Origin of the sequence: Collimonas rhizosphaerae (genome assembly GCF_038896935.1) — a bacterium.
In the GTDB taxonomy this organism is placed as follows: domain Bacteria; phylum Pseudomonadota; class Gammaproteobacteria; order Burkholderiales; family Burkholderiaceae_D; genus Collimonas; species Collimonas rhizosphaerae.
Genome location: NZ_JBANDC010000019.1, coordinates 102,134 through 118,529, shown reverse-complemented (window position 1 = coordinate 118,529; position 16,396 = coordinate 102,134). Strand labels below are relative to the sequence as shown.

Annotated in this window: 16 protein-coding genes; 4 read left to right on the top strand and 12 right to left on the bottom strand. The window is 54.5% G+C overall.

All coding sequences use genetic code 11. From position 1 onward, the window contains the following. Positions 1-3,278, bottom strand: a 3,278-nt coding sequence (locus tag V8G57_RS21985; RefSeq protein ID WP_342831210.1) for an ESPR-type extended signal peptide-containing protein, incomplete at its 3' end; no start/stop codon positions are given. Between the two features lie 282 nt (positions 3,279-3,560). Here V8G57_RS21985 and V8G57_RS21980 point away from each other — a divergent pair. Beyond that, positions 3,561-3,746 carry a hypothetical protein gene (locus tag V8G57_RS21980; RefSeq protein WP_342831207.1) on the top strand — a complete coding sequence of 62 codons (186 nt, stop codon included), beginning with the start codon at positions 3,561-3,563 and terminating at the stop codon, positions 3,744-3,746. A gap of 40 nt (positions 3,747-3,786) precedes the next feature. Here V8G57_RS21980 and V8G57_RS21975 read toward each other — a convergent pair whose 3' ends face one another. The 3 genes from V8G57_RS21975 to V8G57_RS21965 form a co-directional block, all read right to left on the bottom strand. Beyond that, positions 3,787-5,115 carry a winged helix-turn-helix domain-containing protein gene (locus V8G57_RS21975; protein ID WP_342831206.1) on the bottom strand — a complete coding sequence of 443 codons (1,329 nt, stop codon included), beginning with the start codon at positions 5,113-5,115 and terminating at the stop codon, positions 3,787-3,789. A gap of 300 nt (positions 5,116-5,415) precedes the next feature. Next, on the bottom strand, positions 5,416-5,592 hold the full coding sequence (locus V8G57_RS21970; RefSeq protein ID WP_342831205.1) for a hypothetical protein: 177 nt from the start codon (positions 5,590-5,592) through the stop codon (positions 5,416-5,418). A 60-nt stretch (positions 5,593-5,652) separates the two neighbouring features. Next, positions 5,653-6,117 (bottom strand): transposase, encoded by a 465-nt coding sequence (locus tag V8G57_RS21965; protein ID WP_342831204.1) that lies wholly within the window; start codon positions 6,115-6,117, stop codon positions 5,653-5,655. Between the two features lie 339 nt (positions 6,118-6,456). Between V8G57_RS21965 and V8G57_RS21960 the strand changes: the two genes are divergently transcribed. Further along, complete coding sequence (locus V8G57_RS21960; protein WP_144737152.1) at positions 6,457-6,741, top strand: hypothetical protein; 285 nt, start codon at positions 6,457-6,459, stop codon at positions 6,739-6,741. Between the two features lie 145 nt (positions 6,742-6,886). Here V8G57_RS21960 and V8G57_RS21955 read toward each other — a convergent pair whose 3' ends face one another. The 4 genes from V8G57_RS21955 to V8G57_RS21940 form a co-directional block, all read right to left on the bottom strand. After that, positions 6,887-8,284: a winged helix-turn-helix domain-containing protein gene (locus tag V8G57_RS21955; protein ID WP_342831203.1), complete on the bottom strand. Its 1,398-nt coding sequence runs from the start codon at positions 8,282-8,284 to the stop codon at positions 6,887-6,889. 136 nt (positions 8,285-8,420) lie between these two features. After that, a complete protein-coding gene (locus V8G57_RS21950; protein WP_342831202.1) occupies positions 8,421-9,827 on the bottom strand; it encodes a winged helix-turn-helix domain-containing protein in 1,407 nt (468 codons plus the stop codon). 158 nt (positions 9,828-9,985) lie between these two features. Continuing rightward, positions 9,986-10,429: a tetratricopeptide repeat protein gene (locus tag V8G57_RS21945; RefSeq protein WP_342831201.1), complete on the bottom strand. Its 444-nt coding sequence runs from the start codon at positions 10,427-10,429 to the stop codon at positions 9,986-9,988. Positions 10,430-10,705: 276 nt separating this feature from the next. Then, on the bottom strand, positions 10,706-10,960 hold the full coding sequence (locus tag V8G57_RS21940; RefSeq protein ID WP_342831199.1) for a hypothetical protein: 255 nt from the start codon (positions 10,958-10,960) through the stop codon (positions 10,706-10,708). A gap of 411 nt (positions 10,961-11,371) precedes the next feature. On the opposite strand from V8G57_RS21940, the gene V8G57_RS21935 reads away from it, so the two are divergent. Continuing rightward, positions 11,372-11,677 carry a hypothetical protein gene (locus V8G57_RS21935; RefSeq protein WP_342831198.1) on the top strand — a complete coding sequence of 102 codons (306 nt, stop codon included), beginning with the start codon at positions 11,372-11,374 and terminating at the stop codon, positions 11,675-11,677. Between the two features lie 86 nt (positions 11,678-11,763). Here the strand turns inward: V8G57_RS21935 and V8G57_RS21930 are convergent, their stop codons facing one another. The 4 genes from V8G57_RS21930 to V8G57_RS21915 all read right to left on the bottom strand — a co-directional run bounded on the left by V8G57_RS21930 (position 11,764) and on the right by V8G57_RS21915 (position 15,339). Then, positions 11,764-12,021 (bottom strand): hypothetical protein, encoded by a 258-nt coding sequence (locus tag V8G57_RS21930; RefSeq protein WP_342831197.1) that lies wholly within the window; start codon positions 12,019-12,021, stop codon positions 11,764-11,766. A gap of 18 nt (positions 12,022-12,039) precedes the next feature. Next, entirely contained in the window at positions 12,040-12,456 is a 417-nt protein-coding gene (locus V8G57_RS21925; protein WP_342831196.1) for a cyclic nucleotide-binding domain-containing protein, read from the bottom strand. Between the two features lie 404 nt (positions 12,457-12,860). Beyond that, on the bottom strand, positions 12,861-13,994 hold the full coding sequence (locus tag V8G57_RS21920; protein ID WP_342831195.1) for an ABC transporter substrate-binding protein: 1,134 nt from the start codon (positions 13,992-13,994) through the stop codon (positions 12,861-12,863). Positions 13,995-14,073: 79 nt separating this feature from the next. Further along, positions 14,074-15,339, bottom strand: a complete 1,266-nt coding sequence (locus tag V8G57_RS21915; RefSeq protein ID WP_342831194.1) for a serine hydrolase domain-containing protein — start codon at positions 15,337-15,339, stop codon at positions 14,074-14,076. 139 nt (positions 15,340-15,478) lie between these two features. Here V8G57_RS21915 and V8G57_RS21910 point away from each other — a divergent pair, with 139 nt between their 5' ends. Further along, positions 15,479-16,372: a LysR family transcriptional regulator gene (locus V8G57_RS21910; RefSeq protein WP_342831193.1), complete on the top strand. Its 894-nt coding sequence runs from the start codon at positions 15,479-15,481 to the stop codon at positions 16,370-16,372. The last annotated feature ends 24 nt before the right edge of the window (positions 16,373-16,396 follow it).

The window sequence follows — 16,396 nt, the reverse complement described above, 5'->3', positions numbered from 1 at the left end:
GTCGATGTCGAAAGTGAAGTCACATTGCTGTTGGTTGTGCTCAGGCCGGTCGACAGCGAGCCGATGTTGCTGGCGTTCGTACTGATGCCGGTCGAAGTTGAGGTCGACAACGAACCCACATTGCTATTGGTCGTACTCAGACCCGTTGAGGTCGAGGTCGACAGCGAATTCACGCCGCTTTGCGCCGTGCTGATGCCAGTCGAAGTCGACGTTGACAGCGACGTCACGTTGCTGTTGGTCGTACTCAGACCCGTCGAAGTCGACGTTGACAGCGACGTCACGTTGCTGTTGGTCGTACTCAGGCCGGTCGACAGCGAATTTACGCCGCTCTGTGTCGTGCTGATGCCGGTCGAGGTCGATGTCGAAAGTGAAGTCACATTGCTGTTGGTTGTGCTCAGGCCGGTCGACAGCGAGCCGATGTTGCTGGCGTTCGTACTGATGCCGGTCGAAGTCGAGGTCGACAGCGATGACACGCTGCTATTGGTCGTGCTCAAGCCGGTTGACAGTGAAGTGATGCCCGTCGACGCCGAAGTGGACAAAGACGACAACTGACCGTAGTTCACAGCATCGGTTGGATTCACGCCGGCAGCCACATTGGTAAGGGTCACTGGCGTTGTCGCACCAACCCCTCCCAAAGTAACGCTGGTGTGACCAGGGTTGTCATATTGAACAGAATTAGCAACTCCTGTCGACAGTGATGCAATGCCGGTCGAGGTCGACGTTGACAACGACGTCACGTTGCTGTTGGTTGTGCTCAGGCCGGTCGACAGCGAGCCGATGTTGCTGGCGTTCGTACTGATGCCGGTCGAAGTCGACGTTGACAGCGATGACACGCTGCTATTGGCCGTACTCAGCCCAGTCGAGGTCGACGTTGACAGCGACGTCACGTTGCTGTTGGTTGTGCTCAAACCCGTAGACAGCGAATTCACGCCGCTTTGCGCCGTGCTGATACCGGTCGAGGTTGAAGTAGACAGCGAAGCCACATTGCTATTGGCCGTGCTCAGCCCCGTCGAGGTCGAAGTTGACAGCGACGTTACGTTGCTGTTGGTCGTACTCAGGCCGGTCGACAGCGAACCGATATTGCTGGCGTTCGTGCTGATGCCGGTCGAAGTCGACGTTGACAGTGAAGTCACATTGCTGTTGGTTGTGCTCAGCCCTGTCGACAACGAGCCGATGTTGCTCGCGTTCGTACTGATGCCCGTCGAAGTTGAGGTCGAAAGCGATGATACACTGCTATTGGTCATGCTCAGACCGGTTGAGGTCGAAGTCGACAACGATGTGACGTTGCTGTTGGTCGTGCTCAAGCCGGTCGACAATGAGCCCACATTGCTGTTCGTAGTGCTCAAACCAGTAGAAGTCGATGTGGACAACGACGAGACACTGCTATTAGTCGTGCTCAGACCAGTGGAAGTCGATGTGGACAACGACGAGACACTGCTATTGGTCGTGCTCAGCCCCGTCGACAACGAACCGATGTTGCTCGCGTTCGTACTGATGCCCGTCGAAGTCGAGGTTGACAGCGATGACACACTGCTATTGGTCGTGCTCAGACCGGTTGAGGTCGAAGTCGACAACGATGTGACGTTGCTGTTGGTCGTGCTCAAGCCGGTCGACAATGAACCCACATTGCTGTTCGTTGTGCTCAGGCCGGTCGACAGCGAATTCACGCCGCTTTGCGCCGTGCTGATGCCGGTCGAGGTCGATGTCGACAATGAAGTCACATTGCTGTTGGTTGTGCTCAGCCCCGTCGACAACGAACCGATGTTGCTCGCGTTCGTACTGATGCCCGTCGAAGTCGAGGTTGACAGTGATGACACACTGCTATTGGTCGTGCTCAGACCCGTTGACGTCGAAGTCGACAACGATGTCACGTTACTGTTGGTTGTGCTCAAGCCTGTCGACAGCGAACCGATGTTGCTGGCATTCGTGCTAATGCCCGTCGAGGTTGAGGTCGACAGCGAATTCACCCCACTTTGCGTTGTGCTGATACCCGTCGAGGTCGAGGTCGACAGCGACGACACGTTGCTGTTGGTTGAGCTCAAGCCAGTCGACAATGAACCCACATTGCTGTTCGTGGTGCTTAAACCAGTAGAAGTCGATGTGGAGAGCGACGAGACACTGCTATTAGTCGTGCTCAGACCAGTGGAAGTCGATGTGGACAACGACGAGACACTGCTATTGGTCGTGCTCAGGCCGCTCGATGTCGATGTCGACAGCGATGCGATGCCAGTTGACGTGGACGTCGACAACGACGCCACATTGCTATTCGTTGTACTCAGACCTGCAGATGTCGAGGTCGACAGCGACGACACGTTGCTGTTGGTTGTGCTCAGGCCGGTCGAAGTTGATGTCGACAGCGATGCGATGCCAGTTGACGTGGATGTCGACAGCGACGCCACATTGCTATTAGTGGTACTCAGACCCGTAGATGTCGAGGTGGAAAGCGACGAAACATTGCTGTTGGTCGTGCTCAGCCCCGTGGAAGTCGAGGTCGACAACGATGCGATGCCGGTTGACGTGGACGTCGACAGTGACGCCACATTGCTGTTGGTCGTACTCAGACCAGTGGAAGTCGAGGTCGACAACGACGAAACATTGCTATTCGTTGTACTCAAGCCAGTCGAGGTCGATGTCGACAGCGAGCTTAACTGGCTGAAATTTACGCCGTCAGTCGGAGCTGTTCCGGCCAGGACATTAGTCAGCTTATTGTTCGCCAGGCTAGCCCCGCTGGAGAACGTCGCAAGGCCACTACTCGAAAAGGTCCCGGTCACAGCCGAGTTACCTTTTAAATTTATGCCGGTAGGACCGTAAAGTGTAATACTTCCAGCTGAATTGTTCCCCGTTTGGCCAATATACATATACGCCGACGTAGCGCTAGCCGTCCCGCCATTTCCCGAATTATTTTCAGAGATAATTACCCCCGTTCCTTGTGTACCAGAAGGGCCGCAATTTCCTTCGCCAGCTGCACCCGCATCATTCATACCCTGCCAACCCGCCGCTGTCACCCCTAACAAAGTCCAAGAGTTAAGGCTCGTGCCGGCACAATTTCCTATATAGCCAGCCCACGCTATATCTGTAAAAAATCCGAATAAAAAAATAACAGAAATATTCTTAGCAATGGTCTTTACAGAAAAATTCCGCCCCGCCGTTTCGGATAATTTTCTGACCTGTGACACCGAGGTATTGCTCTTCCCCTTGCCAGCATTTTTTGCCGATTCCCCCACCACACAATAATCACCAGAGGTTTTATTCCAGATGACTCGATAAACTTTGTTCATTTTTATATCTCCCAACAATCGTCAATTCAATTCAGGCATATGAAATTTGCTCGACACAAGCACCTATATCTGACTTGTTGAAATCGAGATAATCGCGTCATGAAGCATTAAATTCGCGAGCAACACATTCAATAACTGATAATGTAGGCGGCTTTTTCGGAGTTGCGACCTCGCCCAACAATGCTTAACGAAACCATCAGGAAGGCGTAAGCATTTGTTGTTTTTGCATTGGATAAGATAAGAAAATTGACCTGCTGAAAAAGCCGCCACATTGAAAACGCCATGCAAAAGACAAATGCGCTTTTGTCGAAAGCGCATCCGGATGGATTGTGCAAAGGGGGTATCGAGGACTTATCCAGCAATGCGGGAAGACAGCCCGAGGCGGGTTATAAACACCCAACTGCCACTGGCGAAAATATTCTTGTCATCGGAGAAATAGCCATCCGCGACAGGCATCGCATGGCCTAGACAATCACGGACCGTCCGCGAATCGCGTATTGGATAGTGATTAACCCGAAAATATGCGCGCAAGAATGGCGGGGTATTCCGGACACTCCTTAAGTGCCGAATTTTCGACAAAGCTCAGCAAAATCGGCAGATGGCCACAACCGGCATGCGTAGCCTCTTTCACCCTGAGCACCGCTGCGTCAACCAGATCGAGGGCTATCAGGGCCGCCAGATGCGTTACCCGGATGCCGGCGCTGGCAGACGCCTGCGCATCAATCAATTCCAAGGCGGCTGCCCTGTCGCCACATCGCGCAAGCACATAGGAAATAGTTCCCGCAGCGTAGATCCAGGACGAACGGCTTAAGGTAATCTGCCTCGCGGCGTGCGCCAGTTCCGGCTGAGGATCCACAAACGCCAGCATGCCCAGCAAATACAGATAGACTTGCTGGCTGTCTGGATGGATGCGATACGCCTCGCGCGCGTGCTCGACCATGTCGATGACGCTGGCGCCGGCAGCGGCAAGGGCCCGCGCATGCATGATCGACTGCTCGGGCGAAAAGGGATTCAGTTCGACGGCGGAGCGAAACGCCATGACGGCGCAGGGTGTTGCGCCAGTCGCGAGCAGGTGCAAGCCATAATTGAAATGCGTGGAAGGATTTTCCGGCGCCAGAAGCAACGCTTGCTCATGCATGAGCAGGGCTTCATCAAACTGCCACTTGCCGTCGAGAAGATAAGCCTTTTGTGACTGCAAATCCGATGCGCCAGGCTCGGTGCGCTCGATAGAAGCCAGTATTTCCAGCGCTTCGTCAATCGCCCTCGGGCAGCCAGGCATCCCGTTGATCGCACGATTGGCCATGCATTGGACCAATACCAGTTTCGCCGGAATGTAATCAGGGGCTTGAGAGACGACATCGTTGATGATCGATTCGGCTCGGTCATAGGCAGCTGGCGAATGATTCTGGAGAATTTGTTGCGCGTAGAGGCAGGCAGCCGTTATTGAAGGATGCACCTTGGCCGCGGCGGATTGGCGGCCGCGGTCCGATAGCAACCGGGCCGAGGCGTCCACAGTCTCCGGCAGGATGGTCAGGCGATATCCGAGCCCATACAATGAATCGATTTTTATCATGCCGATATGCGAGAGCACCCGCCGTAGCTGCGCCATGCAACGCGCGAGACTTTCATTCGACATCCGCCCATTCCATACATGCAGGGCAAAATCCTTCTTTGACACCGACTTCGGCCAGGCGCTCAGCAAAAGACTTAATGCCCCTCTCTCCTTAGGCGGCAAATCGAGTATCGCATTGTTATAAGCCACAAATCCATGCTGATCGACTGTAAATCCAACGGATTCGGGAGCAATGCCCGGAGTGTGACGATGCCAGTGTTGCATTTTTCTTCTTATAAAATTCGAAAACAACTATCGCCTTATCTCCAGCTGCCTGACATTCCCCCAACCACGATCATCGCCAGGTTCAACGACACGGGGCTCAATCAGGTAAACAATATTGAAGGCCGTTTTATATTCAATATTTTTTGAATTGATTTAACCAGGAAAAATTATCTTTTCTTCCCTGCCCTGCCAAGCTTCTTGCAATGCTATATGCACTTTGATCCTTTGTAACGACAATGCGCACTGCCTTGCAAAATCATCATAAAGACATAATCATTGGTTGCGAGGTAACCACGATCCTCATGACTCATGCAGGCTGTTCCAGTCGGCACGGCGTTGCCTGCTTTCTTCCAGCACATCCTCAAGCATTCGGCGCGCCTCGACTTTTTTTCTCGCCATGGCTAGGCATGTATCCCTGGCCGCAGGTCCGCAAATGTCAGTACCGATTCCTTCATCGGCAACCTGAAATTCAGCCATCAATTTCTCCAAAAATTTTCAAATCAGCCTACATGGAAATTCAGCCTCTTTCGCCCGGCATCAAAGATTCATGCCCCCATTGTCTTTAAGTGGCCCTACCAATGACAGCCAGGTCACGCCGGCCTCACTTTCATTATATTTTTCCAAGCCCCTTCTCAGCGAATTTACTGAGGCTGCATAAATTTCACGTTCAACTTTCCTGGTCTTTCTTCTGACAGCATCTTCTGTTTGCTGATCGGCATATTCGGCAATCTTCTCCATTGCGATACGCAGTTCCCCCTGGCCATCCAGGTCCTGCACTATCTGGCGCCAGAAGCCGCTTTGGTTCCACCGTCTAAACCGCATATAAATGGCATTCCATCCTCCGAATTCGGATGATAATTCGCTCCAGCAGCGACGATCGGAGACATGCAAAAGCACGGCCTCGATAAATAACCGGTTATTGCGCCCGCTTACTCCCGGCGCGCCTTTCTTACCAAGCAACAACGGTTCTAATTTTTCCCACTGATCATCCCGAAGAATCATGATTAACGCCCATCAAATAAGAGATTTGACCCAACTGCCGCGCAGCCGGCATTGAATGGAATATAGGTGATTATTTTCTTCGTGTGACATACGAAAACAATGATTAACGAAATCATCAAGAAGACGTCATCATTTGTGGCATCTGCGAACCAGGAGAAGATGTGACGCGAAGATCGTTTTCGAAAAGCAACGAAAAGAATGAAATGCGTGCCGGCAGGCAAGAGTCTGACCAAACGATATGGAAATTGACAACCATTGTGAAAGCACGCACAAACGAATGGACTGCAAGCGCCTTGATCTCTAGGATGAACGACTCGACTACCACGGGTTATAAGTCATATGGAAATGATCACGGACGACAAAGTGCTCGACGAACGCGTCGATGAAATCTTGAAGCTGGCAGCGCTTACGCTTTACGGTGCGAATGTCATCGGCCAGGTGCATGTTGTCATCAACGGAGTTTGCCGCTATCTCATCCTGGAAAAAGCAGGTGATCCGGAATCCAATTTATTGGCTTTCAAAAATCGGTTAACGACCTTGAGCAATCTCACGCATCCCAGCCTGCCGGCTTACAAGAAAACCATCGACTACGCGGCATCGTTGATCGTTATAGAGGCGCCTTGATTTCTTCAGGCAGAAAACCAAGGGCATCGTCCGTTACGAAAGACCGCGCTTTCGAATATTGGCGACTAGTCTTTCCGGAAGAAATGGCGACGGCAGCTCCAGCGCCGGAAAATATGGCGTCAATGTTCTTTCATTGCGCCGTTGCTCACTTCGCAGGCACGCGGCCAAATACCTTGGCGTGTACCTCAGCGTAATCCGGATGTTGTTTCAGCGCCGCGCATTCCGGAACGCTGAGTGAAAAAGGCAGGACGCCAAATCCGGTTTCAGCGGCCGCCCTCACCTTCGCCATTCCTTCGTCAAGCATGCCCATGGCAGTTAACGCCGCCAGGTGTATGCCATGGACACTGCTGTGCTTCTCAATGATTTCCAGCGCCCCGGCATGGTCGCCGCAACGCGCAAGTATGTATGCCACGGCCCTCGACGAGAGAGCGTGCGCATAGCGGTTCTTTTCCACGAAATGACGTGCGGCATGGGCGACTTCCGGTTGCGGGTCCACCCAGGCTAGCGTGTAGAGCAGATTCACATAAGTCGAGGGACTATCCGGATGAGATGAATATGCGCTTCGCGCGTGAACCAGCACTTCGGCCGGATCCATATTTGCACAAGCGTAGGCACGTACCAGTCCGACGGCCATATTCGGGGAGAATGGATTGAGCTGGACGGCAGAATGCAAAGCACTGACTGCCTCGGACGGAGCATTGCTGGTCAGTAGATGAAAACCATAACGATAATAGGCGACGTCATCGTCGGGCGACATTTGCAACGCCTGTTCGTGCGCGCCCCTGGCTTCATCGAAATGCCACTTGCAATCGAGGAGGTAGCCTATCTGCGACTGCAGGCCTTGCAAATACGGCTCGGCTTCTTGAACGAACCTTAACTGGCCAAGGGCATCGTCGATTTGCGAGCGCTGTATATTCCCGTCAAAAAACGCCCTCTCGGCTACGTATTGCGCGAGCAGGAGCTTGGCCACCATATAGTCGGGGGCCTTGGCGATGACATTTTTGAGTATGGCTTCCGCTTGGGAAAAGGCATCCAACGACCGGCGTTCCAGTAATTGCCGGGCGTGGATGCAAGCCTCTACCAGCGCTGCATGGGGCTTTACCGCATCGGATTTGCGTGGAGGAATTGTCGCCGGCACAACGGATAATCGCCGCACTTTGTCCGACAAAATCGTCAGACGATAACCCTGGCCATAAAAGGAATCGATCTGCGCGACGCCAATATTGGAGAGGCCTCGGCGCAGTTGCGTAATACAGCGCGCCAAACTTTCATCCGACATGCGCCCTGCCCAGACATTTTTTGAAAAGTCTTCTTTTAAAACGACTTTAGGCCAGGCATTGAGCAACAGACGGAAAGCGCCGCGTTCCTTGGGCGGTAAAAACAGGAGCGAGTTTTTGTAAGAAACAAAACCATCCCGGTCTATATCGAATCCGGCTGATACGGGATCTATATCGGCAAGTGCGCCTGATGAGTTATGCATTTCGAGTGATCCAAAATATTTCATGCGATTTTTGCAATCGACAGCCAAATTTGCATCACTCATATTCTATCGACTATGCAGTGCTGGTTGTTGCATTTCCCCTTGGAATTTTCACGATAGCGCGACTTTCCTCGCAATGGCTCCCCACATGGGTAGAAACGCAGGTAGCCGAAACCGAAACGTTATATACAAATTGCCGCTAAATTTGTTTTCCGGGCATGCGGGAAAATACTTTCGCATGTACCTGGGGATAGTCAGGGTGTTGTTTCAGTGCAGAGTTTTCAGGAACATTGAGTAAAAAGGGCAAGACGCCAAATCCGGTTTCAGCAGCAGCTTTCACTTTTATCATTGCCTCGTCCAGCATTCCCATTGCAACCAAAGCCGCCAGGTGTATCCCATGGACACTGCTATGCTTTTCAATGACTTCCAGCGCCCCGGCATGGTCGCCGCAACGCGCAAGTACGTATGCCACGGCCCTCGACGTCAGGGCGTGCGCATAGCGGTTCTTTTGTACGAAATGACGTGCGGCATGGGCGACTTCCGGTTGCGGATCCACCCAGGCTAGCGTGTAGAGCAGATTCACGTATGTCCAAGGACTATCCGGATGAGATGAATATGCGCTTCGTGCTTGCGCTAATACTTCGGCTGGATCCATGTTTGCGCAAGCGCAGGCACGCACCAGCATAGTGGCAATGTTCGGTGAGAACGGATTGAGTTGAGCCGCGAAACGGAAAGCGTCGACGGCTTCGGATGAGGCATTGGTGTAGATCAGATGATAACCGTAGCGATAATAGGCGACGTCATCGTCGGGCGACATTTGCAAGGCCTGTTCGTGTGCGCCCCTAGCCTCATCAAAATGCCACTTGCAATCAAGAAGATGGCCTGTCAGTGATTGCAAACCTTGCAGATACGGCTCGGCCTCTTGGACATGTCTTAACAGGCCAAGGGCATCGTCAATTTGGGAGCGCTGTATATTCGCATCAAAAAAACCCCGCTCGGCCACGTATTGTGCGAGCAGGAGCTTGGCCATCATATAGTCGGGAGCCTTGACGATGACATTTTTGAGTATAGCTTCCGCTTGGGAAAAGGCGTCCTGCGAACGACGTTCAAGTAGTTGCCGGGCGTGGATGCAAGCCTCGACCAGCGCTGCATGGGGTTTTACCGCATCGGATTTGTGTGGAGGAACCGTCGCCGGCGCGCCTGACAAGCGCCGCACTTTATCCGACAGAATCGCCAGGCGATAACCTTGGCCATAAAAGGAATCGATCTGCACGACGCCAAGACTGGAGAGAGCTCGGCGCAATTGCGTAATACAGCGCGCCAAACTTTCGTCTGACATGCGCCCTGCCCAGACATTTTTTGAAAAATCTTCTTTTGAAACGATTTTCGGCCAGGCATTGAGCAACAGACGGAAAGCGCCGCGTTCCTTGGGCGGTAAAAACAGGAGCGAGTTTTTGTAAGAAACAAAACCATCCCGGTCTGTAGCGAATCCGGCTGACACGGGATCTATATCGGCAAGTGCGCCTGATGAGTTATGCATTTCGAGTGATCCAAAATATTTCATGCAATTTTTGCAATCATCGACAGCCAAATTTGCATCACTCATATTCTATCGACTATGCAGTGCCGATTGTTACATTTCCCCTTGGAATTTGCACGATAACTGGACTTCCCTCGCAATGGCTTCCCACATGGCCGGCCGCAATTCTTGCCCACAGCTTATCGTAGGCAATATCATCGTCAATCGTCAGGCATTTCAGCCTGTCAATGAGGTTGTGACGCAAGAATAGCGGCGGCACGCTTTTCCACGGACTCGGCGCTTTCTTCTCTTCCTGTCTGGCGGTACACCAAGGCCAACTGACTGAGCGTGTTGACGACATCCGGATGATCTTGACCAAGTATCCGCTCCCTTATCGCCAGTGTTCGCTTGAGAAACGACTCGGCCAGCGTGTATTGTTTCTGGGTGGAATATAGCCACCCTAGATTACTCATTATTCCCGCAATATCCAGAGGGAGCGAGGCGGCAGTTCCCTGGATGACTTGGAGAGCTGTCTTTTCCGCGGCGATAGCGGCGGAAAACTGTCCTTGCCGGCTCAGTGCCACGGCCTGGTTATTCAAGTTTCCCCAGTTGTCTTCTTGTGCGTATGCCAGCAGGTTTCCGCCAAATGCCAGCAAAAGCAGCAGCAGCGGTTTCGTCGCTATTTTCATGAAATTATCAACTCCCTCTATCCATTCATTCCAAACCGGCTATATTTTTGACCATGCAATTGGCACTGGCCTTAAAACCCAGGAATAGCTGACTTGTACCTCACTCCGGTAAGTGGGCCTCGTATAGTTCATTGAAAACAATGTAGGCGCTGCAGGAAAGACAGATGAGCGGCCGTCAGTGGCTAGCTCCGGCTCTTGTGGCGCAGGTTTGCTTGCCGTCTTCGATGTTTTCATGCGGGATGCGGTTTCTTGAGTCATTGCTTGATAAGAGGAAGCTCAAACCATGCTTTTGCAACGTCCAAACGGATCATGGCAGTGAAGAATCGGAGGATCGTTGCTCGCATTTGCGATAGCATTTTCAGCCAAGATTTCCTTGATCGTTGTTACAGAAACGGCATATCTGTTGGCCAGCATCCGAGTAGGCGCAATGCTGCCGGCGTTGACCAGCGCCACATGTTCGGCCTTTAACGCCGCATGGCTCCATGTTCCGTCCTGGTCCCTGGCTGTGCCGGGTTTTTTAGTGATTTGCATATTCGACAGCTTTCTATGCCGGAAATTTCAAAAAAATCATTGTGTCCCGTCTTGCTTTTGTTACGGCATCGCACAGCATTTGACGACACGGATATGGCAACGGAGTGGCGACAGTCGGCAACTGCCCAGAGCTCATGAATGACAATCAGCGGAGCTGCGTACTCCAGAAAGCTGAATTGCCATAGGAATGATTTATAGGGATATTAGGGACAGGCAAGCAGCCTGTCTATTGGCTTGCATGGCATTTCACAAGAGTTTTCAAATCCATCATGAATAAGTAAATATTGAGCCGCATCAAATACAACAGGATGCCAATTATTTTCCGAATGGAATTGGCCAGGATTTATCGTATCCTGGTTCGTAACGTCAGAAAGTCGAAACGGATCAGCACCCAGTCAAAAGGCAATGAAAATGTGTCGTCAGTTATCGGATCGGCCTGGATTTACAAAGATATTGATAGGGCAAAGCCAGAGCAATCTCGGCTACCATGACTCGCCGGCCTGCGACGCGCTGTACGACAAAGCCGTCGCCTTGCCGCCAGGTCCTGAGCGCAATCAGATCTACCTGCAGATGAATCGCCAGATCGAAGCAGACTCGGCCCTGGTGCTGAAAACCACTCGCATCCGCAGCTGGCTGGCGCGGCCATGGGTCAAGGATTTAAAGAAACACCCGATCCTGCACGCTAAATGGCAGTACATCGATGTCGTCAAGCATTGACTGGGTCGCCGCCGGTACGTTTCTGATCCAAGGCGGATCCGTTTCAGACGCAAATTTGTTATGGGGGGCAGTTCAGGGCAGTTGGTTCAATATTTCCACCTGAGATAGAGAGCCACTGCCACCGGGATCAAAAATACCGCAAGGAAAATGGGCAGTTCGTCCGCCACCGGATAACCGGCCCGGGCCACCCCGAACCACAGGTTCGCCGCCGCTCCGAACAGCCACAACACAATGAACGCCAGGACCGAAGCACCGATGGCGCCAGGTCCGCCGAGCATGCGCCCTACGCCGAGGCAGATAGCCAGCAATAGCAGGCCGGATGCGATCACCTTAACGGTATGCATGCGATATTTCCTTTTTGTTCAAGGCTTCAGAATCTCGGAATAGAATTGCACCCCGCGCCGTAAATGCCGGTCGAAATCGAAACCCTGGCGTATCATCTCGTTGAAATCCTCCAGCCGGATCTCCATCACGTAGCTATCGGCGCTAGCCATCAGGCGCGAAGCAACGGCAGCAGTGTGCACCGTGTCAGCGCCGTACCAGTTGCCTGGATCTGCGTGGCCGACCGGGTATGTGCGACTGCCGGCTTCGATTTTCCAGCCGCCGTCCAACAGCACCCAGAAACTGCCGGGATCGCTGTCGCTGCGGGCAATCAGGTTGCCCTTGGCGGCTTCCCACTCCTTCGAATGGTCGATGACCCATTGCAGCTGCTTGCGGTTAAGGCCTGTGAAGAATGGCGTCTTGGCCAGCAGGTGCAGATAGGTGATGGATGGTTTCATATTGCCTCCTTGCGATGCCAATGCGGCGATTTTCGGACTGGCCGCCGCTGCCATTGGCGGCGGCGGATGCTGCTCGACTTGCAGATCCGCGTTCAAGCATTCACCCGCGGACTGAGCAGGTATTCCGGGCCGATGCCGCGTGATGCCACCGCGACGATCGCTGCGTGTTGATTTGTGTTGTTCACTTGAAATTCCTTGATGCTGGTTTTTAGCGCTGCCGAAGCCGCTTCGTCACTTCCGATGAATCTGTCGTGCAAAGCAGTGGCACATCATGCCGGTAAATTTATCGGACATAAACCACCCGAAACTGATTTCACAATTCAGCAACCACCAACAATCGCCATAACCCCCGCACGCGGAAAGCCCCTGATGTTTCAGGTATCTGATTTCAGGAACACGGCGCGCTATTTTGCTGCGCCCTGGAGCACGGCAAACTTGCCGCCGCGCATACCGACAATTTGCATCGCCGTATGTGCGTGATTATTTTTATCCATGGTGAAGGTTCCGCCAGAAAGAGACGGCATCGTGCTTGCTTTCAACGCTGCCTGGATAGCCTGCGGAGCGTCGGAGCCGGCACGGCCAATTGCGTCGGCGATCAGTTTTGTCGCCTCGTACGCGAAGAACGCGCGCTGCGTTGGCGCAATGCCATATTTGTCTTGATAAGCGCGAACAAAGACTGCCACCTCCGGGACCAGCGGCGTGAACACGGATATTCCCGACGCTTTCTCAAATTCAGGCGAAGCCAGGAATTTGGGAGAAAGCGTGGTTGCGGCAACCGCAAAATCAATGCGTCCGGCCAAGGGAATTTTTCCGCCGCTTTGCTCATAGGCGCGGAGAAATGCGGCGCTTGAACTGGTCACCACTGTAAGGATACGGTCCGGGGCAGGCGCCGCAAGCTTTGCAACGACATCGTCGATGTCCGTTGCACCACTCTTGATTACTTGCGTGGCGACGGCGGCAATTCCCGATTCCGCGGCAGCCGATTCCATGGCGTGCGCGTTTGCCAGGCTGAAGGCATTGTCGTCCGCGACAATCGCCACGCTGCGCACGTTCTGCGATTTCAGCCAGCGGATCGTAGCTGTTGCGATGTCCAATTCTGACGGATTGGTTTTGAAAACATACTCGAAACCGCCAATCCCGGCGGCGGCAACGAATTCCTGCCCGGCGGAGATGTCGATCACAAATGGAATCCGTGCCGCGTTTGCGATCGGCATCACTGCTTTTGTGACAGGGGTTGCCAAGGCGCCCAAGAGTACCGAGACATGCTGTTGTTCAATAAGGCGCCGTGCGGCAGCAATTCCGGTTGCAGGATCCGCAGAGTTATCGGCGTAGCTCGCTTCCACCTGGCGGCCAAGCACTCCGCCGGACCTGTTGATTTCGGTTAACGCCAGTTCGACGCCATACTGTTCGCTTTGCCCGCGATCAGCGTTTGGCCCGCTCAGGATGGTTGTCACGCCAATCCGTATCGGAGGGGCGCCGAACGCGGGCGCTCCCGCAAACACGCAGCACAATGCCAGCAAGCTCAACAAAAATTTCATTTCCAACTCCCTGTTTCAGTTTTTCCTTAGCGGAAAATTGCAATTACCCCAGATACCGGCGAATTTAGCTGGCGGCGAGCTAAGCGGCATAGACCGCGCGGCGCAGCGCCATCGGAAAATTGCCCGTCATTCCAGCGACAGCCGTATTCGTCAGCACGACGACGGAGAGCTTCTCAACCGGATCCACCCAAAAATTGCTGCCGTACACCCCAGACCAGCTCCAGGCGCCTTTGGACAAGGGCGACTTCGCCGCAGCCGGGTCTTCCAGCACCGCCACGCCAAGTCCCCAGCCGAAACCGGCGCCGGCGGTCAGCCTGCCTATGGCGTTGGTGGTCATCGCGGTCGCGGTTTCCGGGCGAATAACGCCCGCCCCGCCGGTGCGGATTGCCTCAGCGAAGCGCAGGTAATCGCGGGCGCGGCCCACCATGCCCACCCCTCCCGAAGGAAACGCCTTGGGATCAAAGGCCCGCGCAGGCGCGTAGACAATCTCGCTTTGCCCGAACTTGAGCGCAAAGGAGTCCGTCATCCGAGCCGGCTGCGGAACCGCATCGCCGTATGGCGTGGCCAGCAGTTTGCCGGCTGGAGCGACGAACCTGACGCTCGACATGCCCAGCGGACCGGTGACGATGCTGCGCACGGCTTCCGCCAATGTCATGCCGGCCGCGCGCTCAATGACGGCGCCGAGCACGTCGATGGCAATCGAATAGTGCCAGCTGGCGCCGGGTTCGTAGAGCAGGGGCGCTGCCGAGAGCCGCCGAAGATTTTCTTCGAGCGTCAGGCCGGACGCATCCAGTCCATCGGACACGCCCAGGCGATGGTAAGGACCATCCGGGGCTTCCAGGAAGCCGTAGGTCAGGCCCGCGCTATGCGTCAGCAGATGTTTCACCGTGATGGCCGGTTCCCGCCCGTCGGCCAGCTTCGGCCGAAACCAGGGGAGCCAGCGCGTCACCGGGTCTTCAAGCTTGAGCTGGCCGCGGTCGGCCAGCGCCAAGGCAGTCACGCAGACGATCGGCTTGGTCATCGATGCCAGCCGGCAGATTTCGTCGATTGTCATCAGGCGCTCCCCTTCCCGGTCGGCGAAGCCGGCGGCGCGCTGATAGACGACCTTGCCATCTTTCGCGGCAATCACCGTGGCGCCCACAATCGCGCCGCTGCCGACTGCGTCCTGGATAACCCCGTCCAGTGCATTTGCGCGGTCCCACGGAGACGCCGTCTTGAACAATGCGCGTTCAACGCTCCATGCGGGGCGTGTGACTGCAGCGGCCAGCGCGCCGATAGCGGCCGTGGCGAGCAGGTCTCGCCGCGACAGTTTCAAAGGGCGCGCATCCCTGGATGATGAGTTCATTTCCTGTTCCTGTATGCCAAACGGTTAATGCAGACCAGCCCTCAGGTTACATTCCCACCTGGCGACTGATAATATGGTGAATAATATTTTCAGTTCATACCAGGGGTGTTAAATAACCATGCTCGACCGCATAACAGGAATGCAGGTTTTTTCTCGCGCCGCCCGGGCAGGAAGCCTTTCCGCCGCTGCGCGTCAACTGATGCTGTCGCCGGCGATGGCCACCAAACACGTGGATGCGCTGGAGGAGCGCCTCGGGGTGCGATTATTCCACCGCAGCACACGCAAGCTGACGCTGACCGAAGCCGGACAGCAGTACCTGGAGGTGTGCAACCGATTGCTGCCCGACCTGGAAGAAGTGGAAGCGGCGATTACATCGCAGCGCCTGGAAGCTACGGGGCTGCTCCGGCTCAATACCCCGCTGTCATTCGGCGTGCGTTACATAGCGCCGCTCTTGCCGGCCTTTAACCAGCAGCATCCAAGAGTCGCCGTGGATCTCGGATTGAATGATCGCGTGGTCGACCTGATCGAAGAAGGCTGGGACCTGACGATCCGGGTGGGGCCGTTAAAAGACAGCCGCCTGGTATCCAGGAAACTGGCGGACAGCGCCATGGTCGTTTGCGCAGCTCCCGGCTATTGGGCACTGCATGGACGTCCGAAGCTCTGGTCTGAGCTGCAAGCCCACAATTGCCTCAGCTTCACGCTGTCCAACCTGTCGCGCCCGGACGTGTGGCATTTCGGCAAGGCAGGAGAGCGGCGCGTCGCCGTGAAGGGAACTTTGCGCACCAACAATGGCGACGCACTGGTCGCGGCCGCCGTTGCCGGGCTTGGCGTTCTTTACGAACCGGAATTCATCGTCGCCGACGCCATCCGGCGCGGCGAACTGGAGCTGGTCACGCTCGATGCCGTCAGCGCAGATCTCGGCGGCATACATCTGGTCCGCTCGTCGGACCGGGCGCCGCCGGCAAAGGTGCGTGCCATGACTGACTTCCTTCTCGCCGCATTCAATGCCAATCCGCCCTGGAAGATAAGCTGACATCTCGCACCCTGCCCGCCCCGG